We start from the raw sequence: 20,736 nt of genomic DNA, 5'->3' as shown, positions 1-20,736 counted from the left end.
CTTCGGTGTTCAAGTGAAAGGTAAAATGCGATGCGTGTGTGGTTTCTATTAGCCAGTTTAATTCTCGCCGGTTGCAGCAGCCATGCGCCTCCGCCGAGTGGCAGTTTGTCCGATCCCATCGTGGTAGTAGCGCAATTGAACGAGCAACTGCGACAATGGTATGGCACCCCGTATCGCTACGGCGGGCTGGATCGCGGTGGCGTAGATTGTTCCGGTTTTGTCTATCGTACCTTTCGCGATCGTTTTGATATGCAATTACCTCGCTCCACGGCGCAGCAAACCGGGCTGGGTACCAAAGTCTCGCGCGACGAGCTGATGCCGGGTGACCTGGTGTTTTTCAAGACCGGCAGCGGTGAGAACGGCCTGCATGTGGGTATCTACGATACCAACGACGAATTTATTCATGCCTCGACCAGCAAAGGCGTAATACGCTCCTCGCTCAATAACGTTTACTGGCGCAAGGTGTACTGGCAGGCGCGCCGGATTTAACGCGCCAAAGCGCCTATCTGGTGTATTATGGCAGCACTGCATGATGAGGTGACTGCCATGAATTCCTTACGTTTATTGATTTCCGACTCCTACGATCCCTGGTTTAATCTGGCGGTAGAAGAGTGCATCTTCCGCGAAATGACCACGCAAAAAATCCTCTTCCTGTGGCGTAATGCCGAAACCGTGGTGATCGGCCAGTCGCAGAACCCGTGGAAAGAGTGCAATACCCGGCGGATGGAGCAGGATGGCATTCGTCTGGCACGGCGCAGCAGCGGCGGCGGGGCAGTGTTTCACGATCTGGGCAATACCTGCTTTACCTTTATGGCCGGTAAGCCCGGTTACGATAAAACCATTTCTACCGGCATTATTTTGGCGGCGCTGAAACAGCTGGGGGTTGATGCTTCGGCTTCCGGGCGTAACGATCTGGTGGTCGAAACGGCCGACGGAGTGCGCAAAATCTCCGGCTCGGCCTATCGTGAAACTCAGGATCGTGGCTTTCATCACGGTACGCTGCTGTTGAATGCCGATCTCAATCGGCTGGCGGATTATCTCAATCCCGATCCGAAAAAATTGCAGGCGAAAGGCATTACTTCCGTGCGTTCCCGGGTCGCCAACCTGGCCGAGTTTGTGCCGGAAATTGACCATCAGCAGGTTTGTGACGCCGTTATTCAGGCATTCTTCGCCCATTATGGTGACACTGCACAGCCGGAAGTGATTTCTCCGGATGTCTTCCCAGACCTGCCCGATTTTGCCCGGCAATTTGCCAAGCAGAGCAGTTGGGAATGGAATTTTGGCAAGGCGCCAGCGTTTAGTCATCTGCTGAACGAACGCTTTACCTGGGGTGGGGTGGATATCTTCTTTGACGTCGAGAAGGGGACGATTGTACGTGCGCAGATCTTCACCGACAGCCTCAACCCTGCGTCATTACAGACCTTGGCCGAAAAGCTGGTGGGGTGTGCCTATCGCAGCGAGGCATTGGCAGACTGTTGTTCACAGTTGGTTGCGCAGTATCCGCAACAGGAAAACGAACTTGGCGAACTGCGGCGTTGGCTGTTGGAAACCATTAAGTAGTGCTGTGCAGTAAATAAATTAGGAATTTTATTAATGAAATCAGGTGGTCGCCGCATCACCTGATCGTTGCACGTCAAAAAATAAATCACACATTGCATAAGGTGATTAATTTGTAACGATACATGCCGCAAATTAAATTAACGTACCTGATTGTCTGAACGAAAAAACATCGCTAAAACTATCAATTACTTGGCAACGCCCGGCTAATCACATTGCTATTTATGACCTATTCCCCAGGGATTGATCGGTATAACTTATTGTTATACGATGGTTTGCACGCCATTCAGCCTCTGGCATTAAAATGAATATTCAATCTGACGTTGATTTTATTAGTCAGTACGTCTTCCTGCCGATTTACTCCATGACGGGAAGGTTACTGGCAGTGGAACTTCTTACCCGTTTTACTGGCTCGGGCGACAACCTGGCGATGCCTACGGAGATCGGCTTGCGGTTATTATCCCCAGCGCAAAGGATTGAATTATTCAACGACCAGCTAACAATGGCTGAAAGGCACGCGTCATGGTTTATTGCTAGCGGGGTGTCATTGACCATTAATATCGAAGAAACGGTCGTCGATTGGTTGGTGAGCAGCGAGGAGCACCGTCAGCGTGTGCGGCAGTTGCCGTTTATTGCCTTTGAAATCAATGAGAGTTTCCCCAACCTTTCCGCTGGGAAAGACAATGGGAAAATTCGCTTGTTAAGTGCTGAATTTTCGCTGTGGCTTGATGGTTTCGGTTCTGGCAAAGCGACGTTGACCGCACTGTACGATGGTTTATTTGATTTTGTGAAGATCGACAAACGCTTTTATTGGCAATTGGTTACCCAACAGGGATATGACCTGGTTATCGATTCACTGTTTAAAAATATCAATCAACTTTGTAAGGGAGTGATTGTTTGCGGCATTGAGAAACATGAGTACTTCAATAAACTGACCAACACCGGTGTTTTAGGACTACAGGGTTTTTTATGGCCTGCCATCAGTGTGGATAATCTGCGGTCTCTACCCAGGATTGCTGAAGAGTTCGAGAATAATAGCTGATTTTTGCATACACACAGGGGTATATAGTGGACTGGATGATTTTTACCGTGATCCCAGCATGGTAATTATTGTCGTTTTATCATGGATGAAGCACTTTATCCATGCGCGCAGTAGGTTATTAGAAGATGCACGCCGCCGGTGCGAAATAACCAAGCTAATAGGGCTCACCGCCATTTTTTGTCTACCACGCCCCTGTCGGTTATTGGCCAAGGGCGATCCCCTTGTAAATCCTCCGTGTTAATCCGAACTTCCAGGCTCTACACTAAGCGTTACGGAGGGCCTATGCCGCAATTTGAAAATGCTTATTACCAACAGCTGCCCGGTTTTTATACCGCACTGCTGCCGACGCCGCTCAAGGCGGCTCGTTTGCTGTATTACAGCCAGCCGCTGGCACAGGAGCTGGGGTTGGACGCAAGCTGGTTTACCCCAGAGAAAACGCCAATCTGGGCAGGTGAAACCTTGTTGCCCGGCATGCAGCCTTTGGCGCAGGTTTACAGCGGCCATCAGTTTGGCTCCTGGGCGGGGCAGTTGGGAGATGGCCGGGGGATCCTGCTGGGTGAACAGCGGCTCGCGGACGGCCGCAGCATGGATTGGCATCTGAAAGGTGCCGGGTTAACGCCGTATTCCCGCATGGGCGATGGGCGAGCGGTGTTACGCTCGGTGATCCGTGAATTCCTGGCTTCCGAGGCGCTATACCATCTGGGGATCCCGACAACGCGGGCCCTGACAATAGTCACCAGCGAACATCCGGTGTTTCGTGAGCAGCCTGAGCGCGGGGCAATGTTACTGCGCGTGGCGGAAAGCCATGTCCGCTTTGGCCATTTCGAACATTTCTATTACCGCAAACAGCCGGAGCAGGTCAGGCAATTGGCGGACTTCGTCATTGCACGTCATTGGCCACAATGGGCGGAGGAACAAGATCGCTATCTGCTGTGGTTTATCGATGTGGTGGAACGCACCGCACGGATGATTGCTCATTGGCAGTGCGTGGGGTTTGCCCACGGCGTGATGAATACCGACAATATGTCGATCCTTGGCCTGACGATGGATTATGGGCCTTATGGTTTCCTTGACGACTACCGACCCGATTTTATCTGCAATCATTCCGACTATCAGGGCCGCTACGCGTTCGATAACCAGCCTGCCGTGGGGTTGTGGAACCTGCATCGGTTAGCCCAAACGCTTTCCGGTTTGCTGAGCGCCGAACAGTTACAGCAGGCGCTGACCGCCTATGAACCGGCTCTGATGCAGGCTTATGGTGAGCAAATGCGTGCCAAACTGGGCTTGTTTACCCAGTCGAAACAGGATAACGATCTGCTGACCGGCTTATTGAGCCTGATGGCGCAAGAGGGACGTGATTACACCCGCACCTTCCGCTTATTGAGCGATGTTGAGCAGCAGCAGGCGCAAACGCCATTGCGTGATGAATTTATCGATCGCGACGCCTTTGACGGTTGGTATCACAAGTATCGCCAGCGCTTACAGCTGGAGCAGGTGAGTGATGCCCAACGCCAGCAAGCGATGAAGCTGGCGAATCCTAAGCTGATTTTGCGTAATTATTTGGCGCAGCAGGCGATCGAAGCGGCGGAGCAGGATGATGTCAGCAAGCTGGCACGTTTGCACCAGGCGTTGCTGCAACCTTTTGCCGATGATGCTCGGTATGACGATCTGGCGGCCTTGCCACCGGATTGGGGCAAGCATTTGGCAATTTCCTGTTCGAGCTGACAGCAGCAAGCCCTCCATGGCTTATCGTTACTGACGTAAAAACACCTGCGGCAGTGCGGTATCCGGGTGGGCGATGACACCGAGATCTGCCTGATACCAACGCGTCAGGATATCCGTCTGTAATACCTGCTGCGGGGTACCGGAAGCGACCAGGCGGCCCTGATGCAATAACAGAATACGATCGGCGTATAGCGCGGCCAGATTAAGGTCGTGCAATACGCAACAGACCGCCAATGGCTGCTGGCGAGTCAGGGAGCGTAGCAGGCGTAAGGTATGCTGCTGATGATACAGATCGAGCGCCGAGGTGGGTTCATCAAGGAATAACCAGGATGGTGCGGGTTGTGGCTGCCACAACTGTACCAATACTCTGGCCAGTTGCACCCGCTGCTGTTCCCCGCCGGAAAGTTGGCGGTAATCGCGTTGTGCCAGGCTGACGCAGTCGGTCTGCTCCAACACCTGCTGGATCGCCCGTTTGGCATCACGCCCGTTATGCGGAGAGCGCCCCATGGCGACTACTTCTTCTACGGTAAACGGAAAGGCCAGCTCGCTGTGTTGACGCATTACCGCCCGCACCTTGGCCAACTGCTGCGGTTGCCACTGTTCAAGTGGTTTACCTTGCAGGCGGCATTCGCCACAGTCAGCGGCCAGATAGCCGGTGAGCAAGCGAAGCAGGGTCGATTTTCCCGCACCGTTGGGGCCGATAATCGCCACCATCTCACCGCTGGCGATGCTGAGAGAGACATCGGCGATCAGCCGGCGATCCCCCAGGTTGTAACGCAATTGCCGTGCCGTCAGCGTTGATGAATCATCCATCCGCGCGCTCCCGCTGGCGCATCACCAGCCACAGAAAATAGGGACCACCGATCAGGCTGGTCATCAGGCCAACCGGCATTTCCGCCGGGGTGACCAGCGTCCGTGCCAGCGTATCGCTCACCAGCAGCAGGCAGGCACCACCGAGGGCAGCGGCTGGCAACAACCAGCGGTGATCGCCCCCAAGCCGCATGCGCACCAGATGGGGCACCACCAGGCCAATAAAGCCGATGACGCCACTCATGGCTACGGCGGCACCAATCAGCAAGGCGCTCAACAATAGCAATTGCAGCTTGGCGCGTTGCACATTAACCCCAAGGTAATGCGCCTCTTCATCGCCCAGCTGTAGCAGATTCAAACGACGGGCCTGTAACAGCGTCAGCAATGCGGTCGGCAGGATCAACGAGGTGGACACCACCAGGGTGGGCCACTGTGACTGGCTGAGGCTGCCCATCATCCACAGCGTAAACTGACGTAATTGCTGGTCGCTACTGAGGTACGACAGCACTCCGATAGCCGCCATGCAAAGCGCATTGATGGCAATACCGGCCAGCAACAGCCGTGACAGGTTGCCGTGCCCGCTGCGGCTGATACCGTAAATCAGTATCGAAACCAGCAGGCTGCCAAGGAACGCCGCCAGCATCTGGCTGTACAGAGCGACGAGTGGGGGTAGGGCCAACGGCATGACGATCACCAGGGCGACGAACAGAGCGCCGCCGCTGCTGATCCCCAACAGGCTGGGATCGGCCAAGGGGTTGCGGAACAGCCCCTGCATCACCGCACCGGAAACCGCCAACGCGCAGCCGATCACCACGGCCAGCAGTACGCGGGGCAGGCGAATATTCAGCCAGATATGCCAGGAGGCATCACTGAAAGGAGCCAGCCACAGGGTGCGAAATGACAGTGTCAACGCTCCGAGGTTAGCGGCCCCAAGTGCCAGGATCGTCAGCAGGATCAGCAGGCTGCCGATTGCCAGCCGGGGCGAGGTTCGGCAGCGCATTACTGTTGCTCCGCCGCTTTACGCAACAGGCTGAGTGTCTGCGGCGTTTCCAGACCAAAACCGAGCAGCGCAATATCATCAACGATTAACACGCGGCGGTTTCTTCCCGCCGGTGTCAGAGCGATGCCGGGCAACTGCCACAGGTTTTCCTGGCCGCCGATGGAGCGAACGCCATCGGTAGTCACCAGCAGCAAGTCTGGTGTGCTGGCAATCACGCCCTCTTGCGAGAGTGGGCGGTAACGGCTGAAACCTTGCATCGCGTTTTTCAACCCAGCCGCTCTGATAATGGCATCTGCCGCGGTTTGCTGGCCCGCAGCCATGGGGGTGATACCGCCGTGACTCATCACGAACAACACCTTTACTGGCAGCGGCGTGTTGGCTACCGCAGTCAACTGTTGCTGATAGCGTTCGGCCAACTGTTTGCCTTGGCTACTGCGGTTGACTGCCCCGGCAATCACGCTGATTTTTTCGGGCACCGCCTGCACGGTGGTATCCCCAGGGATACGCACCACTTTCACGCCACTGTCTTCCAGTTGCTTGAGCACCAGTGCTGGCTCTGCCAACTCGGTGGTCAGGATCAGGGTGGGTTTCAGCGCCAGGATGCCTTCGGCATTCAACTGGCGCATATAGCCCACGTCCGGCAATTTCTGCACCACAGCAGGATGTAGACTGGTACTGTCTCGTGCCACAATTTCATCGCCCGCGCCTAGCGCGAAGGCAATTTCGGTCACGTCACCCCCTATAGAGACTATCCTCTCGGCCGCCACGGTGGCTAATGGAAACGCCAGCGCAACACACTGCGCCAGGTGCCGGAGCAATGAAGCTATCATGCGGCGACTTCCTTCGGTTCAAGAGCAGTAACCTGTTCACGCCACTGGAGCTGTTCCGGTTGACCCTCGGTGCGCTGCCCGTAGAGTTGGGCGATCTGGGTGCCATCGGCGGCAAACAGCTCCAGGCTGGTGACCATGCCATCTTTAGTTGGTTTGCGGGTGATCCAGCTTTCGGCGATCGCCCCTTCAACCAGGTGCAGGGTAAAGTGGCGGTTGAAGATGTTGACCCAGCCGTCCTGCGGCATCAGGCGTTCGATCTGGCCGGTAAAGATCTGCACACATCCCCGATTGCCGACGAAGATCATGATTTCGTTCTGCGCAGACTTGGCGGCTTCCAGGATCGCCGTCAGCGCACTGTTGTCCACGCGATAGGCCAGATCGTTGCCGACGGCGCGGAAGGCCTGTTGACGGGTCAGATTATTGCGGCTCAGCAGTTGGAAGAACTGGTGGACATCGGTCATAGCCCGCCAGTCGGCATCGATTTTGGCGGCATCTGGCGCGCTATTGCTTTCTTTAATCTCGGCCGGTCGCAGTTCTAATGCCGGGTTTTCCGCACTCTGATGGCGTTCGACCAGGGCAAACCAGGCGGCAAGGTCGGTTTCGTCAGTGGTGTAAACTTTGTGCAGCGCGTCGCCTTGATGGTCAAAAAACTGAATGCTGTGGCGCACGCCGCGCTTGTTGGTTTCACTCAGGGCAAAAACGCTGGCCCATTGGTTGAGGAACAGGCGCAGATCCAGCTCGCGTGGGTTGAGGATCAACCCGGCATGGCCGTTGAGATGTTGATTCTGGTAGCGCCCAACCTGCTCGTGTACCGCATAGCTGTTACGCGTGATGGACTTGGTGACGCCAACCTGTTCCAGTTCGGTCAGCAGAGTACGGGCTTCGGCCTGCAGGCGACGAGCATCGTGGCCGACGCGGGCTTGGGTCAGTTCGGCTTCGCTGGTACCCAACAGCTCGGCCAGATCGCGGGCATATTTACCTGGGTGATCAATTTTCGCCTGCTCATAGCGTTGGTATAGGGTCTCGCTCATTATTTTGCTTCCTGTGCTCGTGGTGGGTGAGAAGCGGGCAAAAACGGCCTGCCCGCTGTGGTTCAATGGGTTACCACTGATAGCTGACCAGCAGTTTGGCGTTACGACCATCCTGCGGAATGCCCTGTGGTGAGTAATATTCTTTATCGAAGGCATTCCCCAGAACCACGGTAGTGGTGACGCCCTGCAGGTTTTCGCGACCTTTATAGCTCAGGTAGAAATCGTTCACACCATACCCGGCTTGCTTACTACTTCCCTCGCTGACATGGTTGGCGCTTTGCGCCAGCGTGGCTACCCAACCGGCAGAAAGTCCGGTGGTGGCGATTGGGATGTCCAGCGTGCTGGTCACGGTATCCGGCATGGTAGTTGACAACCACTGGCCACTGTGACCATTCAGCTCACCTTGGCTAGAGCGATCTTTGGCACGGGTGCGGTTGTAAGCCAGATCCCAGTCGAACCAGTGGGTCTGATAGCTCATTGAGGCATCCCAGCCCCAAATTTTGGCGCGGGAGATATTTTGTGAGTAAGTTTTGCGGCCACGAATATCCACATACAGATTGATGTAATCGCGGGCGTCGGTATCGAAATAGCTGGCTTTGAACTGCAGGTTATCGTCTGCCAACATCAGATTGTCGAATCGCAAGCCCAGGCCGAATTCCGTGGTGCTGCTGGTTTCTGGCCTCAGGTTGGGGTTGGGTACCCAATAGTTGCCTGGGAAGTGCATTGAGTCGTTATACATTTCCCCCAAGGTAGGGGCACGAAACGCCTGCGCATAAGAACCAAACAGCATTAACCAATCTGTTGGCGATAGCGTAATCGCTCCCCGAGAAGACCATTTGTCCGCGTTGACGTCATCATGGCCCTGGCTTTTGCCTTGGAAGTTGTCATAACGGGTGCCAGCAAGGATGGAGATCGGCAGATCACGCAAGGTGATCTCGTCTTGTAACCAGCCGGAGGCAAAGTTGATTTTTGCATCGGGGAAACTGGTGGTGGCTCCGCCTGGCCGTTGCTTCTGCTCGTAAGCCTCGGAACCGTAAGTCAGCAAATGCGCGGCGAAACTGTCGGTAAACAGGTTGGTACGGTTTTCCAGTTTGCCGCCATTGGTGGTTTGCTTGCGGAACTCGTCGGTTTTACCCGCATTGTGGGCATTGATCTTCACTTCCGAGGTATACACTTTCGCCACAGCATTTACCCAGTCTTGACCCTGCGGGTTCAGTTTATAACTGAGAGCTGCATCGCGCTGGATGGTAGAGCGATCGGTCATTGGATTGCTGGTGGAGGCCGCTGGCGTTTGTGGGTTTTTGGGTTGTTGTGCACTGTTGTTGTAGTAGCGCAAATCGCCGCTTAGCGATTGATTGTTGTCGATGTTCCAGGTGCCTTTGGCTAGCACATTGCTGATGGTTTCGCTGTTTGGGGCATCAAAACCGTTACTCTGACGGATATCGCCGACATCGCGAGTGCCGAAAGAGATCAGACCGTCGAGTTCATCGGTTTTGCCGTAGGCGCTGGCGCTTACCCCAAGGCTATGATCGCCGCTAGCCGTAGTGCCGAACACTCGATAACCGGTGTTGTGGCCTGGCAACAGCAGGTCGGCTGCGTCGACAGTTTCATAGGCAATCACTCCGCCGAGAGCACCACTGCCGTAAAGCAGCGCGGCCGGGCCACGAACGACTTCGATGCGCTTCACCAAACCAGGATCGATAAAGGTCGCGCCGATATGGCCGGTATCGGTGCCTTGGCGGATCCCATCAACCAACGTCAGTACACCGTTTTTACCATAGCCACGCATTGACACATCTTGGCCGTTACTCCGCCCGGTGCCGTTAACGGTAATCCCAGGCACATGACGCAGCATATCGCCAGCGGTGGTGGCGGTTTGGCTCTGAGGGCTGTTGCCGTCGATCACCGTCACCATCATCGGCGCTTCAAAACTGCTGCGTTGATTACCGGTGGCGACCACGGTCATGGCCTCATCTTTGTTTTTTTCTTGTGCCTTGGTGGCAGCGGAAACTCTGGTGTCGGTCTGGGCAAAAACCACCGTAGGCAAAGCGCAGGCAATGGCCAGGCTTAATGCGGAAAAACGCAGCCGGGAGGTGAAAATGGCAGGCATGTGGCAACTCTCCGTATGAATCAACATATCAATAGATTTGCTGGCTGCCTGGATCGCAAGATCGGGGTGGCTGGCGCTAAAAGGAAGCAAGACGTTATTTGGTCAGGATCAATTTTCCCGCTTTGGTTTGGCGCAGTTGATAACGTTGCCCCTGATGGATGATCACCGCCAGCCCATCACTGCCCAGCAGCTCGGCACTGTCGAAGCAGGGCGGTAACGCGGCATGTACACCGCCGTCAGGGGTAACCAAAGCGTTGTTGGGCTGTTGGCAATTATTGTGATTGTCCATAAATTTAGTCAGTAAATGGTAATTAATATCACATTGATAATCATTATCATGTGAACGAAAGGTTACATCAAGGGAAATTTTCTTACCGATGGAACCTTTTTGTCATCATGTCTTACCGGAACCGGGGTGCTCCAGATCAATTTGCTGATCAAAAGGCTATTTCAACAGGGTTTCGATACGGCTGAACAGGCGCTCGGGTTTAGTGATGGGGGCGAAGCGTGTGATGCGCTCGCCATCGGCGGTGAGCAGGAATTTGGTGAAGTTCCACTTGATACGTTGGCTGCCTAACAAACCGGGAGCACGGCGTTTTAACTCGCTGAACAGGGGATGCGCCTGCGCACCGTTGACGTCGATCTTGCTGAACAGCGGAAAGCTGACGCCATAGTTGAGGGTGCAGAAGTTGGCGATCTCCAGCGGATCGCCCGGTTCTTGCCCGCCAAACTGGTTGCAGGGGAAGCCCAGCACCATCAACCCACGTGAGCGATAATACTGCCATAGCTTCTCCAAGCCTGCATACTGCGGGGTAAAGCCACACTTGCTGGCGGTATTAACCACCAGGTAGGCTCGTGCCGGAAAGTCGGTCAGCGTTTTATGTTCCCCTTGCAGGGTGATACAGGGAATGGACAGCAGTGAAGAGGTCATGTGGTCGGCTCCAGATCTTGTGTGCGGCAACGTTTGGCAAGTATAGCTGAATGGCATAAGTCTATCCCGTAGAACACGCACTATATAATTCGGCGAAGATGTTGTGTATACGCTAATTCAGTATTGAAATGAACTTTTCCCATGTCATAAAAACACTGTTTACCCGAACGGTAAAAACTAACCTGAGAGACATTATCTAATATTAACAATGCATTACACTCTTACCTTTATATATTAAGAGAACATTTAAAATAAAAAAGTAATATATGAAATAATGCTTTTTTCATTGAAAATTATTGACACTTGAGTTTTTCAATGTTTATTATCTTATTCATGGATGATGTGGTTTAAATAGGGATTATATGAAATGGAATAAAGAGAATTTTCTTTTATTGATTTTATTTGGCATGATTTCTTTTATCTCCCATGCAGAGACACCAAGGGAGAATGTGAGTGCTGAGTCGATGAAATCAATTTTAAAAATAGATGACTTTCTTCCGGAAAAGAAAAGCTGGTCATTTGGAACCGGGATAAACATCATAAATGATAGCTCGAATGGAGCCTACTCTGGTGTTTATATAAATCAAATCAGTCCAGGCCAATATGTTATAGACCGTACCTCGTTGTCGTATCGGCGGGAAAAAAACGGTGTGTCAGGGTATTTTTCAGGGATGTATGGGGTGACGCGCCAACTTTCATTATCAGCAACTGCAAATGGGCAATGGGTCAATACTAAGTTTTCATTGGAAAATGATGGTAGTTCAACTAAGAACGAGTACAGGTTTAATGGGATAGGGGTTGGGGTAAGTTACCAGTTTTATAGATTATCGGATTATACGGTTTTGTTTTCTGGTGGCAATTTTAAACATGGATCGCTACAGAGTTACGTTCTTGGTTCTTCACTCAGTTGGATATACGATCCTGTAGTTCTTAATCTATCATTAGGGTATCTCGATGGTATTTCGAAGGAGAAATTTGCTAACGACTATAAAGCCTATACTCTATCGGGAAAAGTTGTTTTTGCCATTAATCCTGAGATTAATTTAAATTGGGGCGTTTCTAAGGATGTCATAAATGCATATGGTTATATTTCAAACCAAAAAGAGTGGAGTAGTAAAACCTCGCTTTTAGTTGGCACAGCAGTGAACTTGGCAGAGAATACTATTGGCAGCGTTAGTGCTAAAGGGGGGGTAGGTAACAACAAAGGCTCTGTCATATCTATTGGTTTGAATTATCGAATGTGAATAGGTACCAATTTTCACTCTGTCAGAACGTTAGGAATACATTTCGCATAGTAATCTAATGTCATATCTAACGTGTTCAATATCGCAATGAACATTTAATGCATAAAGGTTGCCAATATGATGAAGGTAAAACAGGATTTATTTCTTTGCGTTTTAGGTCATTACTCTTTTTTTAGTGCGAATGTGTGCGCTGAAAATAAAATAGAATCCTTGGATAAGGATAAGTATCGTAAGTTAGAGGCGCTGGGATATCATTCATTCTCACCATTAAATATAGAGGAGTTAGATAATACCAAAGGTAAGGTTGGCCCTCTGATTATTGGTGCCATTGGGGCGGCAGGAGGTGCTGCTGGGTCAATTGGTATTGACTTATCAAATGGAGCGCAAATAAATTGGGGGAATGCAGCCACTGCGGCCGTCGGTGGTTTTGTAACTGGTGCTTCGGGTGGGTTAATGGGCGCTACGGTGTCAGGGGCGGCTGCCAGTGCGGCTTTAGGGGTGAGTGCTATGGGGGCTACGAATGCTGCTTTTGGACGTTTTGGCGGCGGTGGAAGAGGATCATGTGATACTTGTCATAAGAAGAAATAATATGTATATACTTAATGTTGGTTTGCTTATAGTGGCAACATGTTGTTACTTCATTACAGGCGTAAAAATATTTACGGATATCAAGATGAGTGTCATGGTATTTTCATTGTTGATGTTGGTTTTTGCAGGGATAATAAGTGGTTATGTTATTTTTACTGCGTTTTACTCCCTTTTTATGATTTTAATGGCTACTATTATCCACTGGCTTTATAAAATTAAAATAATAAAAGAAGTTAACAGTATGGGGATCATTTATGTGAATTTTTCTTCGTTACCCGCTATCGTTTACCTGGCTGAATGGATAAACTCATGATTTTGAGTGGAATCTAAAGGTTTTACTGGTAAGAATGGCAACATGACAGTTATTGGGGGGCTATTGAAAAGATGGATGGTGAGTGTTATATGTTGGTTTATGCTTTGTAGTGGTTGTCAAACGAGTGCGAAAGCAACCTATCTTTACACTAAATTCCTGGGGGGGAATAGACAGCTGTATGATAACACTTGTGGGTTGGCATCCCTTGAGTTTATTTTAAGGAAATATTATAGCATTGATACATCAGAACTGAAGTTGATAAACAAAATTGGTGTGAAACCTGAATATTCACTCTTGGATATTAATAGGCTATCAAAAAAAATGGGGCTGGATACCATAGGCGTTAAAATCACCGCAACACAATTAAGGCAAATTCACTCACCCGCTATTCTATACATAAAAAGATTTGGGAAAGCGCACTTTGTAGTTTTTCATGGGGTGATGGATGGTGTTATTCAACTATACGATCCTGCTTGGGGGTATATTAATTACCCATTTCCACAGTTCGAAAGGTATTGGCTTGGAGATGAGCAGTTCGGTCGCGCGCTGCTGTTTCTCGATGATATTAACATCAATATCAACGAAAACCTGATCTACCAAAAAGTCGTTTCGATAGAGTGATCCCAATGCTTGATAATATGGGGACCTGTTGTATGGCGACCGCAGCAGCAAAGGAGAACCAGCATGCCATAAGCATGCTGGTTAAAACGATCAGAAGCGGGTATCTACCGCATCGGCCAGCATAGCCAGCAACTGCTCGCTGTCCGACCAGCTCAGACAAGGGTCGGTAATGGATTGGCCGTAGGTTAGTGATTGACCAGCCACGATCTTCTGTGTGCCTTCCACCAGGAAGCTTTCTGCCATTACGCCAGCGACGGCCGCGGAGCCTGCACGGATCTGTTGGCAGACGTTTTCCGCCACTTCCAACTGGCGGCGATGCAATTTCTGACAGTTGCCGTGGCTGAAGTCGATCACCAGTTGTTCAGGTAAATCGAACTCGCGCAAGCTATCACAAGCGGCTACCACATCGGTCGCGTGATAGTTTGGTGTCTTGCCGCCGCGCATGATGATATGACCATAAGGATTGCCACTGGTCTGGTAAATGGTCATCTGGCCGGTTTTATCTGGCGACAGGAACATATGACCGGCGCGTGCGGCGCGGATGGCATCAATGGCGATGCGGGTGTTGCCGTCGGTACCGTTTTTGAAACCGACCGGGCAGGAGAGCGCCGAGGCCATTTCACGGTGGATCTGGCTTTCGGTGGTGCGAGCGCCAATCGCGCCCCAGCTGATCAGATCGGCAATATACTGGCCGATCACCATATCCAGGAACTCGGTCGCCGTTGGCAGGCCAAGCTGGTTCACTGACAACAGCAGCTTGCGCGCCATCTCAATGCCACGGTTGACCTGATAGCTACCGTCCAGATTGGGATCGGAAATCAAGCCTTTCCAGCCCACCACGGTGCGCGGTTTTTCAAAATAGGTGCGCATCACGATTTCCAGGCGGTCCTGATAGCGTTCGCGCAGTACGTTAAGGCGGGTGGCATAGTCCATCGCCGCATCCAGATCGTGAATGGAGCAGGGGCCAATCACTACCAGCAGGCGCTTATCAACGCCTGTCAGGATTTTTTCAATACGTTTACGTGACGCTGTCACGTTATCGGCTACCGATGCAGAGATCGGCAACTTTTCTGCCAACGCCTGAGGCGTGACCAAGCTGTCGATGCGCGCGGTCCGCAGTTCATCTGTTTTGTGCATGATTGTCTCTAAAACTGTTCTTCGCGACGGCAGGAATACCGGGAAGTGATGGCGATCACAATAACGCAAAAACCGCTGAATTCAACCGTAGAGATTGTGTTCTGCTGATTAAAACCGGAAAAAAAGCACAAAAAAGGGGCCTGGACGACTCTCCTCCGTCCAGCCCCTGCTATCAGAACATCCGCCGGCTCATACCGAGGATATCGAGGATCTTGGTGGAGATCTCTTCCACCGAATAGTTGGTGGTATTAAGGTAGCGGATCTGGTTTTTGCGAAACAGCGCTTCCACTTCGGCAACTTCCATCCTGCACTGGCGCGGGGAAGAGTAACGGCTGTTTTCTCGGCGTTCTTCGCGGATAGCCGTTAACCGCTCAGGATTAATGGTCAACCCGAATAATTTATGCTGAAACGGTTTTAGCGCGGCGGGTAACTGCAAATTATCCATATCATCGGCGGTAAACGGATAGTTGGCTGCGCGGATACCAAATTGCATCGCCAGATACAGGCTGGTGGGGGTTTTACCACAGCGGGATACGCCGAGCAGGATCACCTGCGCCTGATCGAGATTGCGCAGCGATATGCCGTCATCATGGGCCAGGGTGTATTCAATGGCCGCGATCCGGGCGTCATACTTGCCCAGGTTGTTTTCGGTCAGCCCGTGGGTGCGATTAGGCACTGGCGTTGGATCCACCGCTAATTCGCCCTGTAGTGGGCCGACCAGGGCCTGCACGATATCCTGGCAGAACCCTTCACTTTGGGTGATCACCTGGCGCACTTCCGGCGAGATAATCGAATAGAACACCAGTGGGCGCACCCCGGTTTGCTGGTAAATATCATTGATTTGCTGGCATACACCCCGCGCACGCGCTTCGGTTTCCACAAAAGGCAGAGTGAAAGTGGTGGCCTTGACGGGAAACTGTGACAGCACCGCATGCCCCAATACTTCAGCGGTAATGGCCGTTCCATCCGAGATATAAAAAACGCTTCTTTCCACCCATAACTCCTTAATGCCTGAAACGACTGATAGCAACATCATGGTCCGCATACCCACATTCGGTAAAGAGGGGGACAGAAATTTTGTGACGGTGGAAATCATTCGCGGCAATAAAATATATTTAATAAAACCTAATTTCATTTTTAATAAAATTAAGAGTGCTATTTTAACTACAGCCATCGACACAGGTTGGCGCTATTTTCGTCAAATCAACCACGAAAAATACGGGTATTAAAGCAAAAATTTAAATAATATATAATTTGTTGAATTGTATGCTTTTAACCATTTAGGGAACGATCCCTATTAAAAGTTGTGCCCGCTGGAATTCTCTTAATTGCTATTTTCTTCATTGGCTTGATCGATTCACCTGTCCATTGTCTATGGATCAATGTGCTAGTCTGGCTGGGTGCCGTTTTTGCGGTACGAGTCAAAAATCCGTCAATACCCTACTGATAGCAATAAGGATTGTCTCGATGTCTAACAATGGCCCAGACTTGCGTAATGTGCTTTGGTACAACCAGCTTGGCATGCACGACGTTGACCGTGTCGGTGGCAAAAATGCCTCCCTCGGTGAAATGATCACCAATCTTTCCGATTTGGGTGTGGCCGTACCCAACGGTTTTGCCACCACCGCCCAGGCATTTAACGATTTTCTTGAGCAAAGTGGGGTTAACCAGCGCATTTATCAGCTGCTGGATCAGACTGACGTTGACGATATTGCTCAACTGTCCAAGGCCGGTGCGCAAATTCGCCAATGGGTGATCGATACGCCTTTCCATGCGGAATTTGAACGTGAAATTACCCTGGCGTACCAGCAACTGTCCGAGGGTGAAAGCGAAGCCTCCTTCGCCGTGCGTTCTTCCGCCACGGCCGAAGATATGCCAGACGCCTCGTTTGCCGGCCAGCAGGAAACCTTCCTCAACGTGCAGGGTATTGATGCGGTGATGGTGGCGATCAAACACGTCTTCGCCTCTCTGTTTAACGACCGGGCCATTTCTTACCGTGTGCATCAGGGTTACGATCACCGTGGCGTAGCGCTTTCCGCCGGTGTACAGCGCATGGTGCGCTCCGACCTGGCTTCCTCTGGGGTCATGTTTACCATCGATACCGAGTCCGGCTTTGATCAGGTGGTGTTTATTACCTCGGCGTTCGGCCTGGGGGAAATGGTGGTGCAAGGGGCGGTCAACCCGGATGAGTTTTACGTCCATAAACCGACGCTGCTGAAGGGCAAACCGGCCATTGTGCGCCGCAACCTTGGCTCGAAAAAAATCCGCATGGTGTACGCACCTTCACAGGATCACGGCAAGCAGGTACGTATCGAAGATGTGCCAGAAGAGCAACGCAATCGTTTCTCTTTAACCGATGATGAAGTCCAGGCACTGGCGCATCAGGCATTGCTGATCGAAAAACACTATGGCCGCCCGATGGATATCGAGTGGGCTAAAGACGGCCACACCGGCAAGCTGCTGATAGTCCAGGCGCGGCCAGAAACCGTGCGCTCCAATGAACAGGTGATGGAACGCTACCAACTGAACGGTAACAGTACCGTGCTGGTGGAAGGGCGAGCCATTGGTCATCGCATTGGGGCTGGCCCGGTGAAGGTCATCCACGACATCAGTGAAATGGATCGCATCGAGCCGGGCGACGTGTTGGTCACCGACATGACCGACCCGGATTGGGAGCCGATCATGAAGAAGGCGGCAGCGATCGTAACCAACCGTGGCGGGCGTACCTGCCATGCGGCGATCATCGCCCGTGAACTGGGGATCCCTGCCGTTGTAGGCTGTGGCCACGCAACGGACCTGCTGAAAGAAGGGCAGAAAGTCACCGTCTCCTGCGCAGAAGGTGACACTGGCTTTGTTTACAGCGACATGCTGGAATTTACCGTACAGAGCTCGGAAGTGACCGAACTGCCGGAATTACCGTTGAAGATCATGATGAACGTCGGTAACCCGGACCGTGCGTTCGACTTCGCTCGCCTGCCAAATGAAGGCGTGGGCCTGGCCCGGTTAGAGTTTATTATCAACCGCATGATCGGCGTACACCCGCGTGCTCTGTTGGAGTTTGATCAGCAAACCCCAGAGCTGCAGGCAGAAATCAAGACGCTGATGTTGGGCTATGACGATCCGGTCGAGTTCTATGTCGGCCGTTTGACCGAAGGGATCGCCACGTTGGGCGCGGCATTCTGGCCGAAACGCGTGATCGTGCGCCTTTCCGATTTCAAATCTAACGAATACGCCAACCTGGTCGGCGGCGAGAAATATGAGCCGCACGAAGAAAACCCGATGTTAGGTTTCCGTGGTGCGGGTCGATACGTGGCGGACAGCTTCCGCGACTGTTTCGCCATGGAATGTGCCGCAATGAAGCGGGTACGTAATGAGATGGGGCTGACCAACGTTGAGGTGATGGTGCCGTTTGTACGTACCGTGGCTCAGGCGGAGGCCGTGGTGGCAGAGCTGGGGCGTCAGGGGCTGAAGCGCGGCGAGAACGGACTGAAAGTGATCATGATGTGTGAGATCCCCTCCAACGCCTTGCTGGCCGATCGCTTCCTTGAGCATTTCGATGGCTTCTCTATCGGCTCCAACGATATGACGCAGCTCACACTGGGGCTGGATCGCGATTCCGGTGTGGTCTCTGAGCTGTTTGACGAGCGCAATGAGGCGGTCAAGGCGCTGCTTTCCATGGCGATCCAGGCGGCCAAGCGTCACGGCAAATATGTCGGTATCTGTGGGCAAGGCCCGTCAGACCATGCAGACTTTGCCGAGTGGCTGATGGATCAGGGGATTGATAGCCTGTCGCTTAACCCGGATACCGTGGTGCAGACCTGGGTTAATTTGTCACAAAGAAAGTAAACCCGAATAACGACATCTATTGAAAGCATAAAACCGCCGGTTAAACCTGGCGGTTTTTTTTTATATTAGGGGTTATTTTGCATAAAAAAAAGCCCATCAAAAGACGGGCAAAGACTACACACAGCAATTCAGAGAGTACCTTGTTAGGTGGCTTGACTGGAAAACAATGCATGTAAAACAATGAATTTCAGCAAGATAGAGTTTCATACTAGGCAGTTATCTGGCGCGCGTCATTAAGAATCGTCTCAATAAAACAGCCTGAGAATTATACAGGCTCACTGTAATAACAGGTATTTGAACGGCATCTATTATTGCAGCAGATAAGTCAGCAGAAAAATTATCGGGGACGATGCTGCGGGGAAAGGGAATGTCGGAGTCATCGCCTGCCCAGTGGATGAGCAGGCGACGCAGGGATCACAGCTGTTCTAAATCTTTGGCGACTTCTTCCAGATCGGTGGTGGGTTCCGGGGCTTCGTTCACCCAGGCACTAACCAACCGATAAGAGACCGCTAACACGACCGGGCCGATAAACAGGCCAATCATGCCGAAGGCCAGCAGGCCACCGATAACGCCTGACAAGATCAGAATCAACGGCAGGTCGGCACCCATGCGGATTAGCGCCGGGCGCAGGAAGTTATCCAGAGTTCCGACCACACAGCTCCACACCAATAGCACGGTGCCCCAGGTGGTGTCACCGGTCCAGTACAGCCAGATAATGGCCGGGACCAAGACCAGCAATGGCCCCAGTTGGGCGAGGCAGAAGACGAACATCAGTACGCTCAGTAAGGTGGCCGCCGGAATGCCAGAAACGGCCAGCCCAATACCGCCCAGGATCGACTGCACCAATGCGGTTACCACCACGCCTAATGCGACTGCACGTATCGCTTGCCCAGCCAGTAACACGGCCGCGTCACCCCGAGTGGAAGCAAGGCGCACGGCAAAATGGCGGATCGCCATGCCAACCTGCTCACCGCGGGCGTACAGCAAGGCGCTGAACAGGAGCATTAGAGAACAGTGGATCAGGAAACGGCCAATATGCGCTGCCTGGGTGACAAACCAGGTGGCGGTTTGGCCGAAGTAAGGTTGAATTTTGGCCACCAGGGCGTTACCACCAGTGTTCACCAGCAGGTGATAGCTGTTAAAAAGTTTGTCCCCAATCATCGGGATTGAGCGCAGCCACTCCAACTGCGGAGCGTGGATCTGGCCCGGTGCGTTGACCCACGCCACGATTGGAGCACTATTATCCACCACGCTGCTGACCAGCAGGGCAATAGGCAGTACGAACAACAAGAGCAGCAGGATGGTCATCACCAGCACGGCCAGTGACCGGCGGCCCCACAACAGATGCTGTAGTTTAATCAACACTGGCCAGGTGGCGATCACCACCATGGATGCCCAGGCAAAACCCAAAATAAACGGTTGAACGACCCAAAAGCTGGCGACGATCATAATGGCGATAAACAGCACGCCAAAAATTATCGTCGGTAAATCGTAGCGGCGTTGCGGTTGTGTCATGAATGCGTTTTCATCCTAGTAAGTTAATTCCTTGGTACCCTTTTATCATGGAGCATTTTTGGCAACTTTCACAGCCAGGTGCACATTTTGTCGCGAATTTTGGTCTGGGGTACAGCCTTTCATTGTTGGATATCATTCACGCGTGTCAGTGGATTGAAGAGCAGATGCGCCATGCGGGTTGGCAGGCTGAGCATTCATCCATAACGATCCCTGGGGAGCCAACACTAAACTGGGCGCAGTGGAATAACCGCCGGACTTTCTTCTTCCTGAAGCGCAGCTATCGGCTTCCTCACCAAATAATGCCAAATGCAGGATGTACAAGCGGCAAAACACCCGCCATTATGAGGTAGATAGCGATGATGCAGGGGCGGATAACGTCCCCTGCATCATTGTGATAATAAAAGACAGGGGAGGGCCAGTTCCTGGCCCGATTAAG

Annotated in this window: 19 protein-coding genes; 9 read left to right on the top strand and 10 right to left on the bottom strand. The window is 52.1% G+C overall.

Annotation, left to right across the window (positions count from 1 at the left end; all coding sequences use genetic code 11):
* Positions 1-30: 30 nt before the first annotated feature.
* From ABIE29_RS10145 to ABIE29_RS10130, 4 genes are all read left to right on the top strand, one after another.
* Complete coding sequence (locus ABIE29_RS10145; RefSeq protein ID WP_429618438.1) at positions 31-489, top strand: NlpC/P60 family protein; 459 nt, start codon at positions 31-33, stop codon at positions 487-489.
* A gap of 57 nt (positions 490-546) precedes the next feature.
* Positions 547-1,560, top strand: coding sequence for a lipoate--protein ligase A (locus ABIE29_RS10140; RefSeq protein ID WP_429618436.1), 1,014 nt, complete (start codon positions 547-549; stop codon positions 1,558-1,560).
* Between the two features lie 301 nt (positions 1,561-1,861).
* Entirely contained in the window at positions 1,862-2,599 is a 738-nt protein-coding gene (locus ABIE29_RS10135) for an EAL domain-containing protein (protein ID WP_429618435.1), read from the top strand.
* Positions 2,600-2,881: 282 nt separating this feature from the next.
* Entirely contained in the window at positions 2,882-4,324 is a 1,443-nt protein-coding gene (locus tag ABIE29_RS10130; protein WP_429618433.1) for a protein adenylyltransferase SelO, read from the top strand.
* Between the two features lie 27 nt (positions 4,325-4,351).
* Here ABIE29_RS10130 and ABIE29_RS10125 read toward each other — a convergent pair whose 3' ends face one another.
* The 7 genes from ABIE29_RS10125 to ABIE29_RS10095 form a co-directional block, all read right to left on the bottom strand.
* A complete protein-coding gene (locus ABIE29_RS10125) occupies positions 4,352-5,137 on the bottom strand; it encodes a heme ABC transporter ATP-binding protein (protein WP_429618432.1) in 786 nt (261 codons plus the stop codon).
* On the bottom strand, positions 5,130-6,134 hold the full coding sequence (locus tag ABIE29_RS10120; RefSeq protein ID WP_429618430.1) for a FecCD family ABC transporter permease: 1,005 nt from the start codon (positions 6,132-6,134) through the stop codon (positions 5,130-5,132). The genes ABIE29_RS10125 and ABIE29_RS10120 overlap by 8 nt, the downstream gene beginning before the upstream one ends.
* Positions 6,134-6,964: a heme/hemin ABC transporter substrate-binding protein gene (locus ABIE29_RS10115; protein ID WP_429618429.1), complete on the bottom strand. Its 831-nt coding sequence runs from the start codon at positions 6,962-6,964 to the stop codon at positions 6,134-6,136. The genes ABIE29_RS10120 and ABIE29_RS10115 overlap by 1 nt, the downstream gene beginning before the upstream one ends.
* On the bottom strand, positions 6,961-7,995 hold the full coding sequence (locus ABIE29_RS10110; protein WP_429618427.1) for a hemin-degrading factor: 1,035 nt from the start codon (positions 7,993-7,995) through the stop codon (positions 6,961-6,963). The genes ABIE29_RS10115 and ABIE29_RS10110 overlap by 4 nt, the downstream gene beginning before the upstream one ends.
* Before the next feature lie 70 nt (positions 7,996-8,065).
* A complete protein-coding gene (locus ABIE29_RS10105) occupies positions 8,066-10,105 on the bottom strand; it encodes a TonB-dependent hemoglobin/transferrin/lactoferrin family receptor (protein ID WP_429618425.1) in 2,040 nt (679 codons plus the stop codon).
* 94 nt (positions 10,106-10,199) lie between these two features.
* Entirely contained in the window at positions 10,200-10,394 is a 195-nt protein-coding gene (gene hemP, locus ABIE29_RS10100) for a hemin uptake protein HemP (protein ID WP_429618423.1), read from the bottom strand.
* Between the two features lie 156 nt (positions 10,395-10,550).
* Positions 10,551-11,036 (bottom strand): glutathione peroxidase, encoded by a 486-nt coding sequence (locus ABIE29_RS10095; RefSeq protein ID WP_429618421.1) that lies wholly within the window; start codon positions 11,034-11,036, stop codon positions 10,551-10,553.
* Positions 11,037-11,398: 362 nt separating this feature from the next.
* On the opposite strand from ABIE29_RS10095, the gene ABIE29_RS10090 reads away from it, so the two are divergent.
* The 4 genes from ABIE29_RS10090 to ABIE29_RS10075 all read left to right on the top strand — a co-directional run bounded on the left by ABIE29_RS10090 (position 11,399) and on the right by ABIE29_RS10075 (position 13,802).
* A complete protein-coding gene (locus tag ABIE29_RS10090) occupies positions 11,399-12,280 on the top strand; it encodes a hypothetical protein (protein WP_429618419.1) in 882 nt (293 codons plus the stop codon).
* Between the two features lie 117 nt (positions 12,281-12,397).
* Positions 12,398-12,868: a hypothetical protein gene (locus ABIE29_RS10085; RefSeq protein WP_429618417.1), complete on the top strand. Its 471-nt coding sequence runs from the start codon at positions 12,398-12,400 to the stop codon at positions 12,866-12,868.
* A gap of 1 nt (position 12,869) precedes the next feature.
* Positions 12,870-13,181 (top strand): hypothetical protein, encoded by a 312-nt coding sequence (locus ABIE29_RS10080; RefSeq protein ID WP_429618415.1) that lies wholly within the window; start codon positions 12,870-12,872, stop codon positions 13,179-13,181.
* Positions 13,182-13,187: 6 nt separating this feature from the next.
* Positions 13,188-13,802, top strand: a complete 615-nt coding sequence (locus ABIE29_RS10075; RefSeq protein WP_429618414.1) for a C39 family peptidase — start codon at positions 13,188-13,190, stop codon at positions 13,800-13,802.
* Positions 13,803-13,892: 90 nt separating this feature from the next.
* On the opposite strand, the gene ABIE29_RS10070 is transcribed toward ABIE29_RS10075, so the two are convergent.
* Together ABIE29_RS10070 and ppsR are read right to left on the bottom strand one after the other, a co-directional pair.
* Positions 13,893-14,939: a 3-deoxy-7-phosphoheptulonate synthase gene (locus ABIE29_RS10070; protein WP_429618412.1), complete on the bottom strand. Its 1,047-nt coding sequence runs from the start codon at positions 14,937-14,939 to the stop codon at positions 13,893-13,895.
* Between the two features lie 172 nt (positions 14,940-15,111).
* The gene (ppsR, locus tag ABIE29_RS10065; protein ID WP_021804571.1) at positions 15,112-15,933 is read right to left on the bottom strand and encodes a posphoenolpyruvate synthetase regulatory kinase/phosphorylase PpsR; all 822 of its coding nucleotides are present in this window, start codon (positions 15,931-15,933) and stop codon (positions 15,112-15,114) included.
* 473 nt (positions 15,934-16,406) lie between these two features.
* Here ppsR and ppsA point away from each other — a divergent pair, with 473 nt between their 5' ends.
* A complete protein-coding gene (ppsA, locus tag ABIE29_RS10060) occupies positions 16,407-18,785 on the top strand; it encodes a phosphoenolpyruvate synthase (RefSeq protein ID WP_429618409.1) in 2,379 nt (792 codons plus the stop codon).
* Between the two features lie 414 nt (positions 18,786-19,199).
* Here the strand turns inward: ppsA and ydiK are convergent, their stop codons facing one another.
* A complete protein-coding gene (gene ydiK / locus ABIE29_RS10055; protein ID WP_429618407.1) occupies positions 19,200-20,300 on the bottom strand; it encodes an AI-2E family transporter YdiK in 1,101 nt (366 codons plus the stop codon).
* Positions 20,301-20,736 lie beyond the last annotated feature (436 nt).

Origin of the sequence: Serratia sp. 2723, assembly GCF_050434425.1 — a bacterium.
Classification (GTDB): Bacteria; Pseudomonadota; Gammaproteobacteria; order Enterobacterales; family Enterobacteriaceae; genus Chania.
Note: the sequence above shows the minus strand (reverse complement) of the source record. Positions and strands in the feature narration are given on the sequence as shown.